General features: G+C 39.8%; 18 protein-coding genes. 9 read left to right on the top strand and 9 right to left on the bottom strand.

The features are described from left to right. The first annotated feature begins 6 nt into the window (after positions 1-6). The 4 genes from AQPE_RS11700 (at position 7) to AQPE_RS11685 (ending at position 3,961) form a co-directional block, all read left to right on the top strand. A complete protein-coding gene (locus AQPE_RS11700) occupies positions 7-990 on the top strand; it encodes a polyprenyl synthetase family protein (protein WP_318351243.1) in 984 nt (327 codons plus the stop codon). A 107-nt stretch (positions 991-1,097) separates the two neighbouring features. Then, positions 1,098-2,603, top strand: a complete 1,506-nt coding sequence (gene atpD, locus AQPE_RS11695) for a F0F1 ATP synthase subunit beta (RefSeq protein ID WP_318351242.1) — start codon at positions 1,098-1,100, stop codon at positions 2,601-2,603. Positions 2,604-2,668: 65 nt separating this feature from the next. Further along, positions 2,669-2,911, top strand: coding sequence for an ATP synthase F1 subunit epsilon (gene atpC / locus AQPE_RS11690; protein WP_318351241.1), 243 nt, complete (start codon positions 2,669-2,671; stop codon positions 2,909-2,911). A gap of 66 nt (positions 2,912-2,977) precedes the next feature. Continuing rightward, positions 2,978-3,961 carry a glycosyltransferase family 9 protein gene (locus AQPE_RS11685; RefSeq protein WP_318351240.1) on the top strand — a complete coding sequence of 328 codons (984 nt, stop codon included), beginning with the start codon at positions 2,978-2,980 and terminating at the stop codon, positions 3,959-3,961. A gap of 76 nt (positions 3,962-4,037) precedes the next feature. Here AQPE_RS11685 and AQPE_RS11680 read toward each other — a convergent pair whose 3' ends face one another. Both AQPE_RS11680 and AQPE_RS11675 read right to left on the bottom strand, forming a co-directional pair. Continuing rightward, on the bottom strand, positions 4,038-5,204 hold the full coding sequence (locus tag AQPE_RS11680) for a MalY/PatB family protein (RefSeq protein ID WP_318351239.1): 1,167 nt from the start codon (positions 5,202-5,204) through the stop codon (positions 4,038-4,040). 63 nt (positions 5,205-5,267) lie between these two features. Then, positions 5,268-5,957 carry a 2-phosphosulfolactate phosphatase gene (locus tag AQPE_RS11675; protein ID WP_318351238.1) on the bottom strand — a complete coding sequence of 230 codons (690 nt, stop codon included), beginning with the start codon at positions 5,955-5,957 and terminating at the stop codon, positions 5,268-5,270. Positions 5,958-6,148: 191 nt separating this feature from the next. Between AQPE_RS11675 and AQPE_RS11670 the strand changes: the two genes are divergently transcribed. The 3 genes from AQPE_RS11670 to AQPE_RS11660 all read left to right on the top strand — a co-directional run bounded on the left by AQPE_RS11670 (position 6,149) and on the right by AQPE_RS11660 (position 10,240). Then, complete coding sequence (locus tag AQPE_RS11670) at positions 6,149-6,748, top strand: hypothetical protein (RefSeq protein WP_318351237.1); 600 nt, start codon at positions 6,149-6,151, stop codon at positions 6,746-6,748. 165 nt (positions 6,749-6,913) lie between these two features. Then, the gene (locus tag AQPE_RS11665; RefSeq protein ID WP_318351236.1) at positions 6,914-8,170 is read left to right on the top strand and encodes a peptidase U32 family protein; all 1,257 of its coding nucleotides are present in this window, start codon (positions 6,914-6,916) and stop codon (positions 8,168-8,170) included. Between the two features lie 108 nt (positions 8,171-8,278). Next, entirely contained in the window at positions 8,279-10,240 is a 1,962-nt protein-coding gene (locus AQPE_RS11660; RefSeq protein ID WP_318351235.1) for a hypothetical protein, read from the top strand. Here the strand turns inward: AQPE_RS11660 and AQPE_RS11655 are convergent. Then, a complete protein-coding gene (locus tag AQPE_RS11655) occupies positions 10,220-11,392 on the bottom strand; it encodes an IS4 family transposase (protein ID WP_318346890.1) in 1,173 nt (390 codons plus the stop codon). The genes AQPE_RS11660 and AQPE_RS11655 overlap by 21 nt on opposite strands. A 172-nt stretch (positions 11,393-11,564) precedes the next feature. Here AQPE_RS11655 and AQPE_RS11650 point away from each other — a divergent pair, with 172 nt between their 5' ends. Then, entirely contained in the window at positions 11,565-12,374 is an 810-nt protein-coding gene (locus AQPE_RS11650; protein WP_318351234.1) for a hypothetical protein, read from the top strand. 224 nt (positions 12,375-12,598) lie between these two features. Here the strand turns inward: AQPE_RS11650 and AQPE_RS11645 are convergent, their stop codons facing one another. Next, a complete protein-coding gene (locus AQPE_RS11645; RefSeq protein WP_318351233.1) occupies positions 12,599-13,792 on the bottom strand; it encodes a M24 family metallopeptidase in 1,194 nt (397 codons plus the stop codon). A 35-nt stretch (positions 13,793-13,827) separates the two neighbouring features. On the opposite strand from AQPE_RS11645, the gene AQPE_RS11640 reads away from it, so the two are divergent. Next, positions 13,828-14,025: a response regulator gene (locus tag AQPE_RS11640; protein WP_318351232.1), complete on the top strand. Its 198-nt coding sequence runs from the start codon at positions 13,828-13,830 to the stop codon at positions 14,023-14,025. 23 nt (positions 14,026-14,048) lie between these two features. Here AQPE_RS11640 and AQPE_RS11635 read toward each other — a convergent pair whose 3' ends face one another. The 5 genes from AQPE_RS11635 to AQPE_RS11615 all read right to left on the bottom strand — a co-directional run bounded on the left by AQPE_RS11635 (position 14,049) and on the right by AQPE_RS11615 (position 19,909). Next, the gene (locus AQPE_RS11635) at positions 14,049-14,750 is read right to left on the bottom strand and encodes a M15 family metallopeptidase (RefSeq protein WP_318351231.1); all 702 of its coding nucleotides are present in this window, start codon (positions 14,748-14,750) and stop codon (positions 14,049-14,051) included. Positions 14,751-14,903: 153 nt separating this feature from the next. Beyond that, positions 14,904-17,162 carry an inorganic phosphate transporter gene (locus AQPE_RS11630; RefSeq protein ID WP_318351230.1) on the bottom strand — a complete coding sequence of 753 codons (2,259 nt, stop codon included), beginning with the start codon at positions 17,160-17,162 and terminating at the stop codon, positions 14,904-14,906. 263 nt (positions 17,163-17,425) lie between these two features. Next, a complete protein-coding gene (locus AQPE_RS11625) occupies positions 17,426-18,244 on the bottom strand; it encodes an aldo/keto reductase (protein ID WP_318351229.1) in 819 nt (272 codons plus the stop codon). A gap of 34 nt (positions 18,245-18,278) precedes the next feature. Beyond that, on the bottom strand, positions 18,279-18,719 hold the full coding sequence (locus AQPE_RS11620) for a CoA-binding protein (RefSeq protein WP_318351228.1): 441 nt from the start codon (positions 18,717-18,719) through the stop codon (positions 18,279-18,281). A gap of 56 nt (positions 18,720-18,775) precedes the next feature. Further along, a complete protein-coding gene (locus tag AQPE_RS11615) occupies positions 18,776-19,909 on the bottom strand; it encodes an ATP-binding protein (protein ID WP_318351227.1) in 1,134 nt (377 codons plus the stop codon). Positions 19,910-20,018 lie beyond the last annotated feature (109 nt).

The raw sequence follows: 20,018 nt of genomic DNA, 5'->3' as shown, positions 1-20,018 counted from the left end.
TTTACTATGTACTCTGTCAAAGATTTACAATCACTTATTTCTGTTGAAATAGAGAACGAGATTTATTCTTTAAATCAAACTGAACCAAAAAATTTATATCAACCTGTTGGCTATGCATTGTCGATGGGAGGGAAAAGGCTTCGTCCGGTGATGGTTCTAATGGCCTATAATTTATTTAGCGAGAACGTTGAAAATGCGTTCCCGGTAGCATTGGCCATAGAGTTGTTTCATAATTTCACCTTGCTGCACGACGACATTATGGATGGTGCCGAGATGAGGAGGAATAACTTGTCGGTTTACAAAAAATACAATGAAAACATAGCTATTTTGTCGGGCGATGCCATGTCGATTATGGCCTATAATTATTTACTAAAGTGTAATTCAACAGAACCAGCCCCAATGATTCGGCTGTTTTCTCAAACAGCACTTGAAGTCTGTGAGGGGCAACAATTTGATATGGATTTTGAAAACAGGCTGGATGTTTCAATCCCCGAATATTTGGAAATGATACGGCTTAAAACGGCCGTTTTGCTAGCCTGTAGTTTAAAGCTCGGCGCCATGGCTGCAAATGCTCCTGAAAAAATTGCTGATCAGCTTTACAATTTTGGATTAAATTTGGGAATCACCTTTCAACTTCAGGACGATTTGCTTGATGTTTTTGCCGATCAGGATAAATTCGGTAAAAAAATTGGAGGTGATATTGTCTCGAACAAAAAGACATTTCTACTGTTGAAGGCACTTGAAATCTCAGACGATAGTACTAAGATGATTATACTTGATTGGATGAATAAAAGTGATTTTGACGAGAATGAAAAAATCAGGGCAATTACCGAGGTTTATAATAAATTAGATATTAAAGGAATAACAGAAATATACATTGATCAATATTACAAGTTGGCACTTGATGTATTTACAGAAATTAATCTGGCTGGTGAAACGATGACAGAACTGATTCAATTGGCAAACTTGATCATGAATCGTGATCACTAGAATTTTCGAGGAACTTCTTTTGATCTGAAAAACTTTTTTAGCACTTTTAAAGTCTCTGATTCGCACAAATTTGATAATTTCAACTTTTCAGCATAAAACAATAAAATATGGCTCAAAATATTGGTAAAATAACTCAGGTAATCGGTCCGGTTATTGATATATCTTTCGATTTGGAAGGCAGCGAACTGCCCAGAATTTATGATGCCCTTGAGATTGTAAGGGAAGGTATGGACAATCTGATACTCGAATGTGAACAACACATTGGGGAAAACACTGTTCGTGCCATCGCCATGGATTCAACGGATGGCTTCCGGCGTGGAATGGATGTTATTGCTACCGGAAGGCCAATTACAATGCCTAGAGGTGAAATTGGTCTTGGCCGTCTGCTGAATGTTACCGGTGATCCTGTTGACGGGCTCGATGCATTGCCTAAAAACGGATACAGTATTCATAACGAGCCTCCTTTGTATGAAGACTTAACAACTGAAACTGAAGTGCTTTTCACTGGAATCAAAGTAATCGACTTGATTGAACCTTACGCAAAAGGAGGTAAAATTGGTTTGTTTGGGGGAGCCGGTGTTGGTAAAACAGTATTAATTCAGGAATTAATAAATAACATTGCTTTGGCGCACAGCGGATTGTCGGTGTTTGCCGGAGTAGGAGAACGCACTCGTGAAGGGAACGATCTTCTTCGTGAAATGATTGAAGCCGACATTGTTGACTATGGAGAAGAGTTTAAAAAGTCGATGGAAGAAGGTCACTGGGATCTTACTAAAGTTGACCGTGAAGCAATTAAAAAATCGAAACTGGCGCTTGTATTTGGTCAGATGAACGAACCTCCAGGTGCCCGTGCCCGTGTTGCTCTTTCGGGACTGACTATGGCCGAAAGTTTGCGTGATGGCGACGGAAGTACCGGTAAAGGCCGCGATATTCTGTTCTTTGTCGATAACGTTTTCCGTTTCACTCAGGCCGGATCTGAAGTTTCGGCGTTGCTCGGACGTATGCCGTCGGCAGTAGGTTATCAGCCAACCTTAGCAACCGAAATGGGGATCATGCAGGAACGTATTACTTCTACCAAAAAAGGCTCGATTACATCAGTTCAGGCAGTTTATGTACCTGCCGATGACTTAACCGACCCAGCCCCAGCAACTACTTTTGCCCACTTGGATGCGACAACCGTATTGAGCCGTAAAATTTCAGAATTAGGTATTTATCCTGCTGTTGACCCATTGGATTCAACTTCCCGGATTTTAACTCGTGAAGTTGTTGGAAACGAACATTACGATTGCGCACAGCGGGTAATTATGATATTGCAACGTTACAAGGAATTACAGGACATTATTGCCATTCTTGGAATGGATGAGCTTTCGGAAGAAGACAAGCTGATCGTGCACCGCGCACGCCGTGTACAGCGTTTCCTTTCGCAACCATTCTTTGTGGCCGAGCAGTTTACTGGTTTAAAAGGCCAGTTGGTTTCAATTGAAGATACTATTAAAGGCTTCAACATGATTATGGATGGTGAAGTTGATCAGTATCCTGAAGCAGCATTCAATCTGGTTGGTAACATTGATCAAGCCATCGAAAAGGGAGAAAAATTGCTTGCCGGAGCTTAATGTCGGGAGTTTATTTTTGCCTTTTTACTTTTTACTTTTTACTTTTTACTTTTTACCTAATGCTCATGATACTAGAAATTATTACCCCCGATAAAAAAGTTTACTCTGGCTTGGTTAAATTAGTTCAACTACCCGGAACAAACGGGTTGTTTGAGATTATGAACCATCATGCTCCGATCATCTCGACACTTGATAAAGGGAAGATTAAAGTGGAGGAAGAAAATGGCCAGGTGCTTTTTTTTGATGTAGATGGAGGTATTATTGAAAACAAAGACAACAAAATAATAGTACTTGCCGAGTCGGTTTAGCCGACAGAAGCGATAAACTGATTATATTTAGACCCTGAAGATTTAGATCCTTCAGGGTTTTTTATTTTGAAAACAAAATTCCTTATCATACGCTTTAGTTCGATTGGCGACATTGTTTTAACATCGCCGGTTGTTCGTTGCCTGAAGACTCAATTTCCGGAGGCAGAAGTGCACTTTCTTACCAAAAACCGAAATGCCGATCTGTTACAGGCAAATCCATATATCGATCAGATTCAGTTATTTGACGATTCCCTTTCGGATACCATTCGGACATTGAGAGCCGAGAACTATGATTACATCATCGACCTGCACAATAATTTACGTAGTTTACGTGTGAAGCTCGGAATAAAGGCACGATCGTACAGCTTCAATAAATTAAATTTCCGCAAGATCCTGTTGACCCGATTTAAGCTGAATACGATGCCTGATGGGCATATTGTTGACCGTAATATGGAAACATTACGTCCTTTCAATGTTGTAAATGATGGTGAAGGGCTCGAATATTTTATTCCTGAAGAAGACGAATTCCAAATTTCGTTATTGCCTGAAAGTTTCAGGAATGGCTTTGTTGCCTTGGTTTTGGCCGGAACTTATGCCACGAAACGAATGCCTGTTGAGAAATACAGAAAACTAATTTCAGAAAGTAATATCCCGTTTGTTTTGCTTGGCGGTAAAAGTGAACGTGCATTGGCTAGTAGTATTCTTGAATGGAACACCGGGAATGTAGCGGATTTTACCGGAAAATTGCGGATCAATCAATCGGCCAGTCTGGTAAAAAATGCCAGGTTAGTTATCTCCAACGATACTGGATTGATGCACATTGCAGCGGCATTTCACAAAAAAATACTGTCGGTTTGGGGAAACACTTCGCCCGAATTGGGGATGTATCCATACCTGTCAGGCGAAGGATCAGAGATACTTGAAGTTAAAGGATTGCCATGTCGTCCGTGCTCCAAGCTTGGTTACCACGAATGTCCGAAAAAACATTTTCGCTGCATGAACGACATTCCTGAAGACCGGATTGTTGAGTGGGTGAAAAGGGAGTTTTAGCAACGCCGGAAATGGAAAAAGTCATTTGTCATTAGGAAATTCAACCTTTTTCGATTGACAAATGACTTTTTTCTATTTATTGAAATGCCTTTTTGATACAAAGAAGTGCTTCTTCAAGCATCGAACGGGTACATCCAATATTTATCCGCATAAATCCACTTCCCTGCTTGCCAAATTGAACTCCACGATTTAATCCAACTCCCGCATCAATCAGCTTCTGATTCAGAATTTCATCACTCAATCCAAATGCTGAGAAATCGATCCAGATCAAATAAGTTGCTTCAGGCCGCATCACCTTTACCTCAGGAAGATTTGTTTTGAAAAAAGAATCCAGGACGTTGAAGTTTTCCTGAAGATATCGCATTAATTGGGCTAACCATTCATCGCCATGTTTATATGCAGCTTCCAGTGCAATTGTACCAAAAATATTACCCATGTGAAGATGTGGCAAATGCATCACCCGTTCATAAGCGACGAAATGTCGTTTATTCGGTATGACCAGAAATGAAGTAGTCAATCCTGCGGTATTGAAAGTCTTGCTGGGAGCCATGCAGACCACGCAGTTCTGTGCAATTTCGTCGGATATTCCGGCCAGTGGAGTGTGCCTGAAGCCATCGAATATCAGGTCCGAATGAATCTCGTCGGAGATAATCACGATTTTGTTTTCAAGACAGATTTGGGCCAATTCGGTCAGTTCCTTTTCGTTCCAGGCCATTCCACCTGGATTATGAGGATTGCTTAGAAGCAATAATTTAGTTGTGGGTGTAATCTTTTGTTTCAGATCTTCCAGGTCGAAATAATAGCGTCCGTTTTCTAGTTTTAACGGATTTTCAATCATTTCGCGGCCAGTTCCCTTTACCGAATCAAAAAACGGGAAATACACCGGTGGCTGAATAATAACTCCGTCGCCAGGTTTAGATAGCGCTTCGATTGCCATGGTTAGTCCGGCTACAACACCCGGGCTAAACGATATCCATTCAGGTTTTATTTCCCAGTTGTGACGACGTTTTAACCAGTTTACGATTGATTGCGTATACGATTCGGATCGAAATGTATAGCCAAATATTTCGTGTTCTGCACGTTTCTTTACCGCATCAACAATAAAATCAGGAGTTCTGAAATCCATATCTGCTACCCAAAGAGGCAACAGGTCGGCCTTTCCGAAGAAAGTGGTACGGGCATCGTATTTTATGCAGTTGGTATTGGTACGATCGACGATTGTGTCAAAATTATATGTTTTCATATTTTTGAATTTGAACCACATAGAACACATAGATTATTTATATTTCTGTGTGTTCGATTGTGTCTATACGGTTACTTTTTTTAAATAATTAACTCCGCTTTCTTGTTCCACTTTGAGTACAAAATTGAAACGATTCAACGAAAGACAAAGGTCAAAGTCGGCAGTTGGCGCCCATTCCTGTTTTTCAGGCGCAAAAAAGCGGGCTCCATCGCCTTTTCGTATTTGTTCAACCATTGCGGCAAAATCATTGGGTTTTCCTTCGAGTTCATTTTTAATATAGACTGCTAGCAGCGTATCCTCGTCAGTGGGGTACAGACAACTGTATCCCATACAAACCAGCGACACTTTTTCGGGATTTTGTTTCCTTATATAATTGATGATAGCCTGAGCGTTTACAAAACTGCCGGTTAATATTTCATCGGCTTTGGTCGCATTGGCAATGCCCTGCGTTCCGGAACTAGTGGTATGAACCATGGTTTTTCCAACCAGATTGCTTGTCAACAGTTGTGATGGCGAGTTTCCAAAGTCAAAACCTTCCGGTTTTTGTTCGTTCCGCTCTCCTACCAATATAAATTCCGGATTCTGTTGTTTCAGTTGATAAGCTTTTTCGAGATCGCCAACCGGATAAATGCGTTGAACGCCGTTGCCAAAAGCATAACAGGCTGTTGAAAAAGCCCTGAAAACATCAATAATAACAGTTAATCCTTGTGCTTTTCGTGCCCCATCCAGTAATTGTAGTATTTCAACATCCATAGAATCAAACGTATTTGCAGTTCTTAAAAAAAAGTAAATATCAGTGTTTCAGTAGCTTATTATTGTTTGTTTACATTGTTTTAACCTAAAATCGTGTACGTTAACGCAAGGATAATGCAGTCTTAACGTATGTTATACAGCATATATGTTGGAGAACATGTATGTTTGTACTGTAATTAAAACACAGAAACATGAAAACAATTAAAACAATTTCAAAATTAACAATGTTGTTCGCATTTGTAGCATTTGCAAACACATTAATGGCAGGCGGAAACTTAAAAGTTAACATCCTTCCTCTTACATCAGAAAAAGCAGTAGTTGCAATTTCAACTGTTGACGCTGCAAATCTTCAGATCAGCATCGAAAATGAAAAAGGCGAAAAAGTTTACTATAAAGAAACTGATGCTGACAACAAGGACTATCGTAAAGTTTTTGATTTCTCGAACCTCGAAAAAGGTGATTACAAGTTGTCTGTTTCAACCAACGGTTTGACAACGGAACGTAATTTCTCAATCGACTCTGAAAACATCGCAGTTGGCAATGAAAAAAGCCTTATTGAACCTTACTTTGCCTTCAAAGATGGTGTTCTAAAAATGTCTTATCTGAATTTTCCGGAAGATAACGTAAGCTTGAATTTTTATACCGATAACAATTTGGTTTATTCAAAAGAAATTGGCAAAAAATTCAATGTTATTGAAGGTTTCGATCTTTCTAAACTGGAAAAAGGATCATATTCAGTAGTTCTTTCAACCAAAGACAATTCGTATTCATACGATTTAGATCTGAAATAATGAATTTACAATCAATGAATTGAAAGAGCGACTTCGACAGGAGTCGCTCTTTTTTATTTCAATATTCCAAGTCAGGACTTTACATTGATGAAGTCCTGACTTGTTTTTTGTGCCAGATAAAAGCCAAAATAAAGATTAAATTTGCAGTCCAGTAATTTAGGATGTATGAGAAGAGAAGATGTTGAAATAATGGCGCCGGTTGGTTCGTACGAATCATTGATTGCAGCCATCCAGGCGGGTGCCGGGTCGGTTTATTTTGGAGTAGAACAACTCAATATGCGCGCGCGCTCGTCGAATAATTTTACCATCGACGATTTAAAGAAGATAGCTGAAATCGCGCATTCGAAAGGTGTAAAAACCTATCTGACTGTTAACGTGGTTGTATTCGACAATGAATTGGATCAGCTTCGACAGATTATTGATGCAGCCAAAGTTGCTGGTATTTCGGCCATTATTGCATCCGACATTTCGGCTATCATGTATGCGCGGCAGGTTGGCGTCGAAGTGCATATCTCAACCCAGGTAAACATTACCAACATCGAAGCCGTACGGTTTTATTCGCAATTTGCCGATGTTGTGGTTCTTGCCCGCGAAATGAATATTGGCCGTGTTTGGGAAATCTCGCGCCAAATCAGGGAAGAAAATATTACGGGGCCTTCCGGAGAATTGGTGCGGCTCGAAATGTTTGTACACGGAGCCTTGTGCATGGCCGTTTCAGGAAAATGTTACCTCAGCCTCAACGAGATGAACTCGTCGGCCAATCGTGGAAGTTGCATGCAGTCGTGCCGCCGTGCTTACATTGTTACCGACAAGGAAACAGGCGCCGAACTTGAAATAGATAACGAATACATCATGTCGCCCAAAGATTTGAAATCCATTCACTTCCTGAATAAGCTACTCGATTCTGGGGTTTCGGTTTTGAAAATCGAAGGAAGGGCGCGGTCTCCTGAATACGTTTATACTGTAGTTGAATGCTACAAGGAAGCGGTTCAGGCCTACTTCGACAATACTTTTACTGACGAAAAGATTGCCGATTGGGATACCCGGCTTTCATCGGTATTCAACCGCGGATTCTGGAATGGTTATTATTTGGGGCAGCGGTTGGGCGAGTGGAGCAAAAATTATGGTTCGCTGGCATCGCACCGGAAGGTATATGTTGGCAAAGGCTTGAATTATTTTTCGAACCTGAAGGTAGCCGAATTTAAGCTCGAAACCGGACCGCTTAAGGTTGGCGACGAAATTTACATTACCGGACCAACTACCGGATTGGTAAAAACTATTGTTTCAGAAATCCAGGTCGATAAGCAGTCGGTGGCTGAAGCTCCAAAAGGATCTTACATTTCAATCCCAATTGATACGAAAATCAGGAAGTCGGATAAATTGTACAAAATTGTTGAATCTTCAGAGGTAAAACAACAATAGCCTTTATCAACGAATCTAAAATTTTTGAATAAAAATTGTTCCTAAATCAAGATTCAGGACTTCAATGCTCAGAAAGCTTTGTATTTTTGAGATAAATATCTATGCTTTATGCGAAAAGTAATTATCATTTCCGGTATTGTTATTCTGGTTGTAGCAGCCGCCTTTTGGGGAATCAAATATTTCCCGATGAAGACAGAGAAGCCTGTTATTCAGACATTCTCTACCAAGCAAAATCCAGCTTTTAAAGCTGTTCCACGCAAAAGTCCGCTAATTATTGAAGTAAAAGATCAGGACGGTTTTTTCAAGGCATTGAAGGGTGATAATCCATTGTTTGCTGAATTAAGAGGTATCCCTGAATTTGAAACTATTTTCTCAAACATCAGCCGGTTTCGCGACTTTGTTAGTAGCCGCTCCGGAATTGGAAATCTGCTCAAGAGTAAATCAATCATCGTTTCAGTCAACCCAAGCGGAAAGAACCAGCTTACCAATCTTTTTCTGATTCAGTTAAACGATCAGAGCGAGTCTGGTTCAGCAATCGACGTTGTTTCGCGCGAAATGGGACCGGAATATACAATCACCCGAAAATATTACGACAACACAACGATAATCAACGCAAAGTCGTCCAATCTGGATTTTTACTTTGCATGTGCGAACGATATATTGATGGCTAGTGAAGATTTTATTTTGATTGAAGAAGCCATTCGCCAGTCAAATTCGGTTAATCTGCTCTCAAATAAGGCCTTTACCGAAGTTTACAAGACCATTGAAGAGACCGTTTTAGCCAATATATTTATCGATCACCAAACTATCTCGCAGGTATTATCAAAGATTGTTGCTCCTGAAATCAGGAAAAACCTTGGTCAGATTGCATCTTATTCGAACTGGTCGGAACTCGATCTATCGGCCAAACCTACAGAACTCGAATTCAACGGATATAGTGTTACAAGAGATTCAACGGATAATTACCTGAATATTTTTCGCAATCAGGATGCACAAAAATTGACCATCGAAAAAGCAATACCTACCAGTTCGTCCTATTTCGTGGCTCTTAATCTGAAAGACTCGAGACTTTTCATCGATCAGTACGAAGTGTACCTCCGTGCCAAGGGGAATTATTATCCGCGCGAAATGAATTTGTTGGAATTCAGGAAGAAAACGAATACCGATGCTGGAAAGTTGATAAAGGATATCGTTGGAAATCAGGTTGCCGGAGTTTATACCAACATTAATAAATCGAATCCATCTCAAAATCGTTTTTTTGTTGCCGAGCTTGTCAATAATTCAGATGCCAGTGAAAAATTGGGCAAAGCATTTTCTGAATATCGGAAATTGAATAAGGTTGGCGACGAAACAATGCTGACTGAATATGCCGTAGGCGGTAAAAAATCGTTTAATATTTATCGCTTGCCCATTGCCAACATGGCCGAGTCGCTTTTTGGAAGAGCATTTGCAGGCATTAATGCTCAATACTTTGCATTGTACGAAAAATACCTTATTTGTGGCGATAATCTGTCCGGCATGAAAAATTATCTGCAAAGCCTGGCTTCCGGAAAAACGTTGGACAAAGATTCGACTTACCTAGCCAATAACAAAGAATCGCAAGCAAAACCGAATTTTTATCTATATTCCAAAATCCCGAAAGTCTTCCGTTTGAAGGATGTCCTTTTCAAGCCAGAGGTCAGCACCATGCTCTCATCAAACGAAGACGTCATTCGAAAATTCAGTACTTTCTCGTGGCAATTTTCCATTTCAGACAAAATGATAAAAAATCGTATCGCGTTGAAATATGATCCGAATTTTAAAGAAGAGCCACAAGCTGTATGGCAACTAAAACTTGGCGGGAAACTGGCAAAAAAACCGCTTTTGGTTGTGAATCACAAGGATCTTCCAAACCGCGAGGTAATCGTTTGCGACAACCAGAATAATTTATCGCTGATCAATAAGGAAGGATTGGTTTTATGGACGATTAACATTCCGGGTGAGATCATATCTGACATCCATCAGATCGACATCTATCGGAATAATCGGTTTCAATATACTACTGATGCGTTAAAATTGATCATTAAATAAATCATATTGTTCTTTGAAATTTTGATTGACTTCTAATTCAGTAATTAGCTCCTTTACGGGTGCCTTGTCGAATACTGAAATGCCTAAGATTTGCATTATCTCATAAATAGACAGTGTACTTTTGAGTGAATATTTGACGTATGCGACAATCAGGTATGTACAGATAGCTACCCAGATATGGAGGGCAACCGCATTTTCTGAGTTACCCCAGAGTTTCTTTATCGTCAGATTTTGTTTTATCCATTTAAAGAACACTTCTATTTGCCAACGGTTACGGTACAGATAAGCAATTTCCATTGCCGATACTTCGAAGTTATTGCTTAGGAAAACGAGCAATATATTTTTCTCGTCATCGTAATATTCAACCAGTCGAAGCATTTCTGGATAAAGTTTTTTAGACTTATATCCATTTAGGTTTATAGTCTTATCGCTTCTTAATCCTGAGCGTTCGTCAATATTGTAATTGCATTCAATAACCGAGTAATCTAATGTCACTTTTGCTCTTGTAACAAAAAATGCACCTGCTCTATGAATATTGTATAAAGCGGCAAAATCAACATACGCTTTATCCATCAGATATATTGCTTCAGGGATGGGACCCATGATATCCAGTATGTTGCTATCATGGTATTTGCCATCTGTGATAAATATAAATGCAGGAATGCTTCCTCTTAAATCGAGTAGTGTATGAATCTTTACTGCTCCCCGTGAGTACTTGCCTTTTGCCCAACTAAATAGCTTTATGCTCAAAGATATGGTTGTTGAATCAAGGGCAAATATGTCATTGTCAATATCAATATTTGGGATTGGACTGTTTGCATATAGTGGTCTGACCATTTTTATCAGGTACTCACCAAAATCAGCAAAGATCCTCCAGTCTCTTCGCTCGTTTGCACGTGAAAGGCTAGACTGATTGACATTTTGCTTTATGCCCAAATGATAAAGTTTATTTTTATGGGCTTTCAAACAAGTACAAATATCTCTTAATGAATTCCGGGAAGTGAGTTGACCAAAGAAAAGTTGAACAAACTGGTTCCAACAGTTCAATTCCCTTACATGGTAATCTCCTTGGTAACGCTCGACGCACCTTTCAAACTCGTATTTACTGACAAACTGTAATAGCTGGGCAAAAACATATTTTCCTGAATTCATAATCTTGCACTTTTTAGGCGCAAAACTATAAGTCAATTCAAATCAAAAAATCAAAGAACGCTTGTAATGTTTTAATATATAGTTATTTATATAAGTATTTTAAAAATTAACGCATCACTAGTAGTTTCAATACGTCTTTAATACCAAGACTCAACTTTATTGCATTGACCGAATGGGCAATAATGTGGGTAAATATCCAATTACATTGAAATCGATGGCCTCAAACGGAGTTTGTATTGCTGAATATGGTCAGAATAAAGAATATCGGTTTATCGTTGCCGGCGAAGACAAGCAAATTTACCTGTTTGATCGGGATGGAAGGTTAATCCCCAAATGGAATTTTGGAGGGTCTGAAAGTTTGGTAACCAATCCTGTGCAACACTTCGATATTGACGGGAAAGATTATCTCATTGTTTCGGACAAGCAAAACGTTTATTTTCTCGACCGGCAGGGCAAAGCAAGAGATGGTCAGCCAGCTCCTTTCGTTCGTTCGGCCAACCCGTTGTATTTCATTAACGATGGGAACCCGCGTTTGATTGCAACCGATCAGGTTGGTCGCATTCATATCATGGATTTTGCTGGTCAGGCTCAGATTAAAGAAGTTGGTAAGTTTGGTTCGGCTCACCGTTTTGTCGCTGAAGATCTGGATGGCAATGGTTCTCCTGAATACATCTTTGCTGACGATAAAAAACTGACGATATTTTCTGATGACGGGAAGAAAATGAGTGAACATACATTCTCTGATGAAATCAGCGAAACCCCTTATGTTTTTACGATGGGAGCCGGAATCACGAAAATTGGTGTTGTAATTAAAGGCGAGAACAAGGTTTACTTGCTCGACAAAAACGGATCGGTAATGCATGGATTTCCGTTGGAAGGTGATACCAACTTTATTCTGGGGAAATTTAACGATTCAAATACTTGGTTCAACCTGATCATTGGAGAACAGGACAATACGTTGATAAATTATAGGATTGAATAAAGACTCTCGAATAATAAACCCGGATTCTCTCGATTCCGGGTTTATTATTCGTTCTTTTCTTCGGATTTTGTGGAATATAACACGACACATTATAAACTGCATTCTGCTTTAATGATGGTCTGACAGAAAATCAACAGGAGGTAGTATTCCCGATGTATTTCTGAATATGAACTTTCCGGATAAAAGATCTGCGAGCTTTACTAATCCTGATTTTAGCAACTTTACTATTCAACGAATATCAACCCGGGATTGCTTCCGGTGATGCAACGGCCACCTTGGGGAGTGACAATGAAGGTGTTTTCGATACCAACCATCCCGATGCCTTCGATTCCCTTTTTAGGTTCGACAGCAAAAACCATGTTTTCTTGCAATGGTTCTATAAACCCTTTGGCCAACACCGGGTATTCATCAACAGTCAATCCAATGCCGTGACCCAAAAACTTAACCTGACGATTGCCGAAACCCATGAAATTCTGTTGAAATTCCGGGGATAATCCAGCCGTGATCGTTTCATATATTGTTTCAGGAACATTGCCCGGGACAAGCAATTCGGCCACCCGATGCTGAATATCGACACATTGCCGATGGATGGCAATCACCTCATCAGGCAACGCTTGCCCAAACATATAGGTCATTGTTTTGTCGGAATGGTATCCATTTACACCAAGTCCCATATCAACAAAAACAAGGTCGCCTTTGCGCAATTTTCGCTCACGGCTACCCAAAGTTGGAACCGCTGCGTTCAGCCCCCGGTTTCCACCAGGGCCATCAAAATTGGTTGGATGCAACGAACTCTCGCCAAAACCGAGCTGGGCAACAATCATTTCGGTGTCGAACATCGCGAAACGCGCTACACCCTGATGCCCCTCTCTCACCATTACCTGATACAATTCGCCTGCAAGGTCGGCTTCAGTCATTCCTTCGCGCAACAATCCGGGCACAAGTTCTTCGGAAACACGCTGATGAATGGCACCAGCCCTTTCCATAAAACTCAGCTCCCACCGACTTTTTACCGAACGCGTTTGTGCAATCTGGAAATCGAGCGATTTATACGATGAAAACGAAAAATGTTTCTGGAAACGTTGAAACATAGCCAATGGTACAAATTCAGTTTCGAGGTAAATTTCTGCAGGAAGTTGAGCATAAACCTGCGCCGCATCGCGATAGCTGCTCATGGGTTTAACTACGGGGAACTCCGATTCGTTCAGGGTACGTTCATAACCACGGCGCGCCCACAAAGTAGCTCCGTTTCCACGCTCAATCACCAACATTCCTTCAGGCATTGAGCCCGTGAAATACAACAGGTTAATTTTACTGAAAACAACGGCTATTTCCCAATCGGGACACTGCTGATCCATGATTTGGCAAAATGAATCCATTCGTTTTGCAAGTTCCAATGACGGTATCCTATCGCTCATAAAAATCATTTAAGAGTCCAAAAATAAGCGATCGATTGGATGTAAAGGCATCAATGCCGACTGAACCTGTTAAGGTTAACTATTGCATAAACTCCAATATGCCACAAATGGACGGCTTTGAGATGGTTCAACAAACCAGGGAAAGCGACCGGAAATCTCCAATCCTGTTTCTTTCCGCACGCTCTTCGGTTGACGATGTGATTAGCAGGTTTACCCTGAGCGGTAACGAATAGCTTGTAGACTTTGATGTTATAAGTTAATGAATAGCATCGAGTTGCTCAAAAGAAAGATCCATTAATCCAAACTTTTGCCAGTCGTTGAAATCGTAATGCCACCATTCCGACGAATAAACAATAAATCCATGTTTAGCCATCGTTTCAATGAGAATTTTCCGATTGGCATTTTGAATAGCCGTCCCTCCTTTATAATCAGGAATAGCTTTATCTGAGAAATCATCAAACTGACTGGTCATTTCCAGTTCATTTCTGGTTTGGAGATCAATCAGCGTCAGGTCGATGGCAGCACCCCGGTTATGCCTTGAGCCTTTGCGCGGGCTGGCCACAAAAGTGGAGTCGAGATACACATCATAAAATTTAACGGAGATGGCATATGGGCGATAAGCATCGTATATCTTCAACCCAAGTTTTTTGCTTTTCAGTTCCTCCTGAATGGCTTTTAGCTGCATCACAACCGGTTTCCGGGCAAATGCCCTGGCGGAAGGATAAACGGCTTGACCCGTAAAATTGTGAGCCGTGGCATATCGGATATCTAAAACAATTTCAGGAATGAACTTCTGAATATCAATAAGTTCCTGATCATCATCCTGACTGATACACTTCCGATATTCATCTTCCGTAGAGATAATTTTAAGTCCGTATGGATTTTGGTTTTGGGCATAACCATTTCCAATAATCAGAGAAAGTAAAAATAAAAGGATTAAATACGCCTTTGTGTGCATATCCTTAAATTTGACATTTTCAAGTTACCAAAATATTCAGGCTAGATTGCTGATTCATACTTTGGGAGAAGTCAGCATTACAAAGGATATGACACGTCCTGAAATTGTATTTTTACACAACAGATGCTACCTATTTCAGGACGAGCCTTCCAGTTAATTCTTCATAATACCCGCAAAGTCACTCTGGATTTTCATCATGTTAATTGAGTAATTCAGAATGTTTCGGGCACCACTCAATATATTCAAAATAAGCATGCTGTTTTTCGTACTTACATCGTTTTTCTTAATCGATTTAATAAGGTTCCTGCGAACTTCTCTTATTACCCCAATAATTCTAAGCTGCTCTGTAATGATTTCTTCCAGTTTTTCTTCGCTATTTATGCTTAGCTTTTCAATCATCTTTTGGGTAAAACCAGATAATTCTACGGCAATTTGTGTAAGTTCAGCGCCTTGAGTGGGTAGAATTGGTTTGTGATTGTTGTCGACATGATTAAAAACAGGCTCGGCCATATAATTGATCGCATGTGCTAATTCTTTCAGGTAATCAAGCGTTAAAATATAAAAATAGCTTGCCTCAATCGAATCAGAGGGCATTGAATTGATTGTCTGATGAATCTTACTTTTTTTATTGACCAGTTTCTGTTCCATTTCAACCGAAATCTTAAGTTGTTTCTTCAATTCCTTTCGGTCTTCATCAACAAGTCCTTTAATCGTTTTACTAAAAATGTCACTTAGCAGATTCAGGTTTTTTTCAATCCCTTTGTTGTTGGTTTCAAACATCTGGTTCACAGTAGGAATATCTTCTATATCCTCGGATTTAGTCTGAAATTCTTCTTCACGTTTCTTGTGCAATAAATGGGTTCTGTAAAATGCCAGAATAGCAAAAAACAAAATGGATACAACACCAAAGACCTGGGCCCAGCCCATAAATAACGAGAGAAAGAAAGCAACTGAAAAAGCAGCCAAACCAGTAATAAACCAGCCTCCAACAACAGTAAATACGCCGGTAATGCGATAAACAGCACTATCGCGACCCCACGCTCCATCAACCAATGAAGTACTCATGGCAACCATAAATGTCACATAAGTGGTTGAAAGCGGCAATTTATAGGATGTTCCGATAGCAATCAGGATCGATGCAACCATCATGTTTACCGAAGCTCTCACCATATCGAACATCGGAGGATTTGGATCCTTTTTTGATCGTTCATCCATCTTAGTAGTATCGAAACGGCTACTAATCTTATTAATGATAGGTTGAGGAATTACCTGACTGAAAAATGTCCCAGTATTAACTACCCGACGAACCAAAACCCTTGAAAAGGCAGATGAACCAAATCGTTCAGTACCTTCATCCTGGCGACTCAGGCTCAGGGAAGTTTCAATAACTGTTTGCGCTTTTTTCGAAAACCAAAGAACGATTAACATGATGATACCCGCGATAATCAAAAAATAAGAAGGTGTTTTTATATCGCCAAGTAATTTCCCCATCAGAAGATCGTTTCCGCCATTTCCTGAAAATATCTTAAAAGATTCAAGCCCTGCAAGTGGAACGCCCACAAAATTCACCAAATCGTTTCCAGCGAAAGCCATTGCCAATGCAAAGGTGCCAACCAATACCACAACTTTCAACGGATTAACTTTAAGAATCCAGGACAGCAATTGAAGAAAAAATGCCCAAAAAACAAAACTCAATCCTATAATTGCAAGCGTATTCTCCTTGATCATAGCATACATTTCGGCGGTCATAAAAGAGGCATCTTTCACACCCTTAATCAGGATAAAATATGTGATAGCCGAGATAGCCAACCCGCCCCATAATGCACCATAATATTTAATAGTTTTTTCAATATTGAAACTAAATAATAATCGGCTAAGCCATTGGATAACAACTCCAAAAACAAATGAAAAAACTACTGACAAAAGTATACTCGATATAATTGTAAGTGCCTTTGTTGAATTGATATAGTCGCTTATTTGTGCAATCTTCTGAACCCCATCGACCATAATCGTATCACCCTCACCAACTTTTATAAATGCCATCCCAATGGCAGCTCCAAGTAAGCCAAAAACAAGCGAAACGGTTGTTGATGTGGGTAATCCAAAGGTGTTAAAGAAATCGAGTAACAGCACATCAGTAAACATGACGGCCATATAAATAATAATGATTTCGGTAAACAGGTAATACTGCGGATAGAATAATCCTTTACGCGCAACTTCCATCATTCCGTTGGCAAAAAGTGCCCCAACCATAATTCCAACACTGGCTACAATCATAATAACCCGGCGTGTAGCCACTTTTGAGCCAATGGCTGAATTCAGAAAATTCACAGCATCATTGGCAACCCCAACAGTTAAGTCGGATATGGCCAGAATAAAAAGTACTACTAAAAAGAAAATGTAAATACTCATGTAATTGTTATTTGTTTATGATTTTACAAATCAATAGAATCTGTGTAAAACAAATGGTTTGTTCTATTTTTCATTTGTCAAACAACATTCGTTCAGTCCAATTTTAAAAATCGCGTAAAAGTATTGAAATAAATTCCGTAGCATTCAGTTATAGTTCAATAAAGAAACTGAGATTGCAATTTAATTAAAAAATTAATCGTTTTGTAATATCTATTGATAAATAGAATGTTTGACTGAAAACTTTACGAAATATCCAGTCCTGATCAAAAATGATGGATGTTTGGATCTTCGCCCAGCCTTGCATTTTTATCCAATTTATCGATTCGGGCCATATCATCAGCCGAAAGTTCAAAATCAAAAATATCAGCGTTGCTTATAATTCGCTCCGGAGTAACTGATTTTGGAATCGTCACCACTTCTTTCTGAATATCCCACCTCAAAACAATTTGAACTGGCGATTTCTGATATTTATCTGATAATTCCTGAAGGAATTCAATTTCATTCACCCTACCTTTCATAATTGGTCGCCAGGCTTCGGGCTGAATCTGGTTGTCTTTGCAAAATTGAAGTAATTCGGGTTGAACCAGCTCCGGATGAAATTCAAATTGGTTAACCATTGGCTTTATTCGCGAATTTTCCATGAGCCGCTTTAGATGTGGAATGAGAAAATTACATACACCGATAGCACGGATCTGGCCTTTTTCGTATAGCTCTTCCATTGCCTTCCAGGTTTCGAAAGTGAGTTCGCTTTGCGGCCAATGAATCAGATATAAATCCAAATAACTTGTTTGTAGCTTTTCGAGACTAGCCTCAAAAGCGTTTATTGTCGAATGATATCCCTGATCGGTGTTCCAGACTTTAGTTGTCAGGAAAATATCTTCGCGCCGAACGCCACTTTCGAAGACTGCTTTGCCTACAGCGCGTTCGTTTTGGTAATATGTAGCGGTATCAATGCTTCGGTAACCAGCCCGAAGCGCACATTGGATAGCAGTCTCAGCCTCAGAACCAGAGCCAGCCCGGTGAACACCAAGACCAAGCCAGGGCATTTCTACTCCATTGTATAATTTTGTTATAGGAATCATAGTATCATACACTAATCCTGAAGCTAGAGATGAATTACAACTTTCCAAAAATACCAACTATCGTCCGGTGAAATTTATGAACCGACTTCACTGGCGGGGCATACATCAGGATACACTTCTTAGAAACAACCGACAGATTCAATTGATCAATCGTTTGCTGAACTTCGTTTGACCAGGCGCCTTGTTGCAGCCATATGTTTTTCAGGCCAATAAGAGCGGCTTCTTCCAAAACCGATGAAACATTCCTGGGCGGTATCGAAATCCATACACCATCCACCTTCCCACTTAAACTTTTAAGGTTAGGGAAACAGTTCATTCCTTCAATCTCCTGGGCTTCGGGGTGAATTGGAAAAATTTCATAGCCTTTTGTTTTCAACTCTTTTGCAGCCATGTTGCCAAATTTCTTACCTGAACGGGACATACCAATCACTGCGATACGTTTTGAGCTCACAAAATTATCAATCAAAGGATTCATTGGGTGAGTTTTAAAGTTTGGTGAATTTACGGCTTTTGGGGCAAATACAAATGAAATTACGCCAATAAAAAATCGGTATAATTTTCAGGAGTTACTGTATGACTGTTCTTTACAGTATAGGCGTTGGCAAAAGTTGCCGGCAAACTTCCCCTTTTATTTTTGTTCCATTTCATTTCAAAAGTGGTAATTTCAGCGTTCTCTACCTCAATAAAATCAATTTCTTGCTGCTGAAAACTTCTCCAGAAATAACTCTTAACAAAATTTCGCCGATAATGGTGGTACTTTATTCGTTCGGCTATGAAAAAATTCTCCCACAAAGCACCAACGTCTTGCCTCAGATTCAAACTGTTAAAGTTTCCAATAATTGCATTCCGTATGCCTGTGTCGCAAAAATAAATCTTTCTGCCCTTCTTAATCTCATTTCTCACATTCCCGCTATAGGCTTGTAACCTGAACAACACAAAGCTTTGCTCCAACAGATCGATATACCGCTCAATCGTATGCGGATTGGAATGAAGTAATTGGGCCAGTTCGTTGTACGACACCTCACTTCCAATCTGTAAGGCCAACGCCTCGACAAGTTTTTCGAGTTGTGATGACTTTCTCACATCATTGATGGCGAGCAAATCTTTGTACAAATAACTATTCAGATTGTTTATCAGCGTTTCCCGGGCTTCGGCCGGATTATTCACTACCTCAGGGTATTGCCCGTAAATAAGACGTTGCTCAAGCAGTTGACGTTCGGAAAGAAAACTACTGTTTTGAACTAGTTCGCTGGTAGAAAAAGGAAAAACATTGTATTCATACTTTCTTCCCGTGAGCGGCTCGTTTATTTCATTGGCAATATCCAACGATGACGACCCAGTAACAATTACCTGCACTTCAGCGATGTTGTCGATAATAATTTTTAAAGTTAATCCTATGTTTTTTACCCGCTGGGCCTCGTCAATTATAATTAGTTTTGAAGAACCGATTAACTGCTTCAATCGCAATAAATTGGTGTCAGTCAACAGGCTTCGGGGTTCTGGTTCATCGCAGTTCAAGAAAAGGGTGGGTAAACCCAGTTTATCTGCTACCTGTTTACAAAGCGTAGTTTTTCCAACCTGCCGGGCTCCCAAAAGGATAATCGCTTTCCGCTTAAACAGGTTTCCTTCGATAATTTCCTGTAAATCTCTTTTTATCAGTATCATTCAGGAAGTTTTTACTTAAATTCAGAAACAAATCTACAAATAAAGTTTCGATGTAATTCAAATTTTACATACAATTTTTGAATTATACTTCAAATTTTACATACAATTT

The organism is Aquipluma nitroreducens (assembly GCF_009689585.1).
GTDB lineage: Bacteria > Bacteroidota > Bacteroidia > Bacteroidales > Prolixibacteraceae > Aquipluma > Aquipluma nitroreducens.
This window is presented reverse-complemented; position numbering and strand designations above follow the sequence as displayed.

What these genes read in the sequence shown, in the direction of transcription:
- AQPE_RS11630 (WP_318351230.1), bottom strand. Translation starts at nt 17,162, where the DNA reads ATGAGTATTTACATTTTCTTTTTAGTAGTACTTTTTATTCTGGCCATA.
- AQPE_RS11675 (WP_318351238.1), bottom strand. Translation starts at nt 5,957, where the DNA reads ATGGATGTTGAAATACTACAATTACTGGATGGGGCACGAAAAGCACAA.
- AQPE_RS11620 (WP_318351228.1), bottom strand. Translation starts at nt 18,719, where the DNA reads ATGAATCCTTTGATTGATAATTTTGTGAGCTCAAAACGTATCGCAGTG.
- AQPE_RS11700 (WP_318351243.1), top strand. Translation starts at nt 7, where the DNA reads ATGTACTCTGTCAAAGATTTACAATCACTTATTTCTGTTGAAATAGAG.
- AQPE_RS11615 (WP_318351227.1), bottom strand. Translation starts at nt 19,909, where the DNA reads ATGATACTGATAAAAAGAGATTTACAGGAAATTATCGAAGGAAACCTG.
- AQPE_RS11655 (WP_318346890.1), bottom strand. Translation starts at nt 11,392, where the DNA reads ATGAATTCAGGAAAATATGTTTTTGCCCAGCTATTACAGTTTGTCAGT.
- AQPE_RS11660 (WP_318351235.1), top strand. Translation starts at nt 8,279, where the DNA reads ATGCGAAAAGTAATTATCATTTCCGGTATTGTTATTCTGGTTGTAGCA.
- AQPE_RS11635 (WP_318351231.1), bottom strand. Translation starts at nt 14,750, where the DNA reads ATGCACACAAAGGCGTATTTAATCCTTTTATTTTTACTTTCTCTGATT.
- AQPE_RS11650 (WP_318351234.1), top strand. Translation starts at nt 11,565, where the DNA reads ATGGGCAATAATGTGGGTAAATATCCAATTACATTGAAATCGATGGCC.
- AQPE_RS11670 (WP_318351237.1), top strand. Translation starts at nt 6,149, where the DNA reads ATGAAAACAATTAAAACAATTTCAAAATTAACAATGTTGTTCGCATTT.
- AQPE_RS11680 (WP_318351239.1), bottom strand. Translation starts at nt 5,204, where the DNA reads ATGAAAACATATAATTTTGACACAATCGTCGATCGTACCAATACCAAC.
- AQPE_RS11645 (WP_318351233.1), bottom strand. Translation starts at nt 13,792, where the DNA reads ATGAGCGATAGGATACCGTCATTGGAACTTGCAAAACGAATGGATTCA.
- atpC (WP_318351241.1), top strand. Translation starts at nt 2,669, where the DNA reads ATGATACTAGAAATTATTACCCCCGATAAAAAAGTTTACTCTGGCTTG.
- AQPE_RS11625 (WP_318351229.1), bottom strand. Translation starts at nt 18,244, where the DNA reads ATGATTCCTATAACAAAATTATACAATGGAGTAGAAATGCCCTGGCTT.
- atpD (WP_318351242.1), top strand. Translation starts at nt 1,098, where the DNA reads ATGGCTCAAAATATTGGTAAAATAACTCAGGTAATCGGTCCGGTTATT.
- AQPE_RS11665 (WP_318351236.1), top strand. Translation starts at nt 6,914, where the DNA reads ATGAGAAGAGAAGATGTTGAAATAATGGCGCCGGTTGGTTCGTACGAA.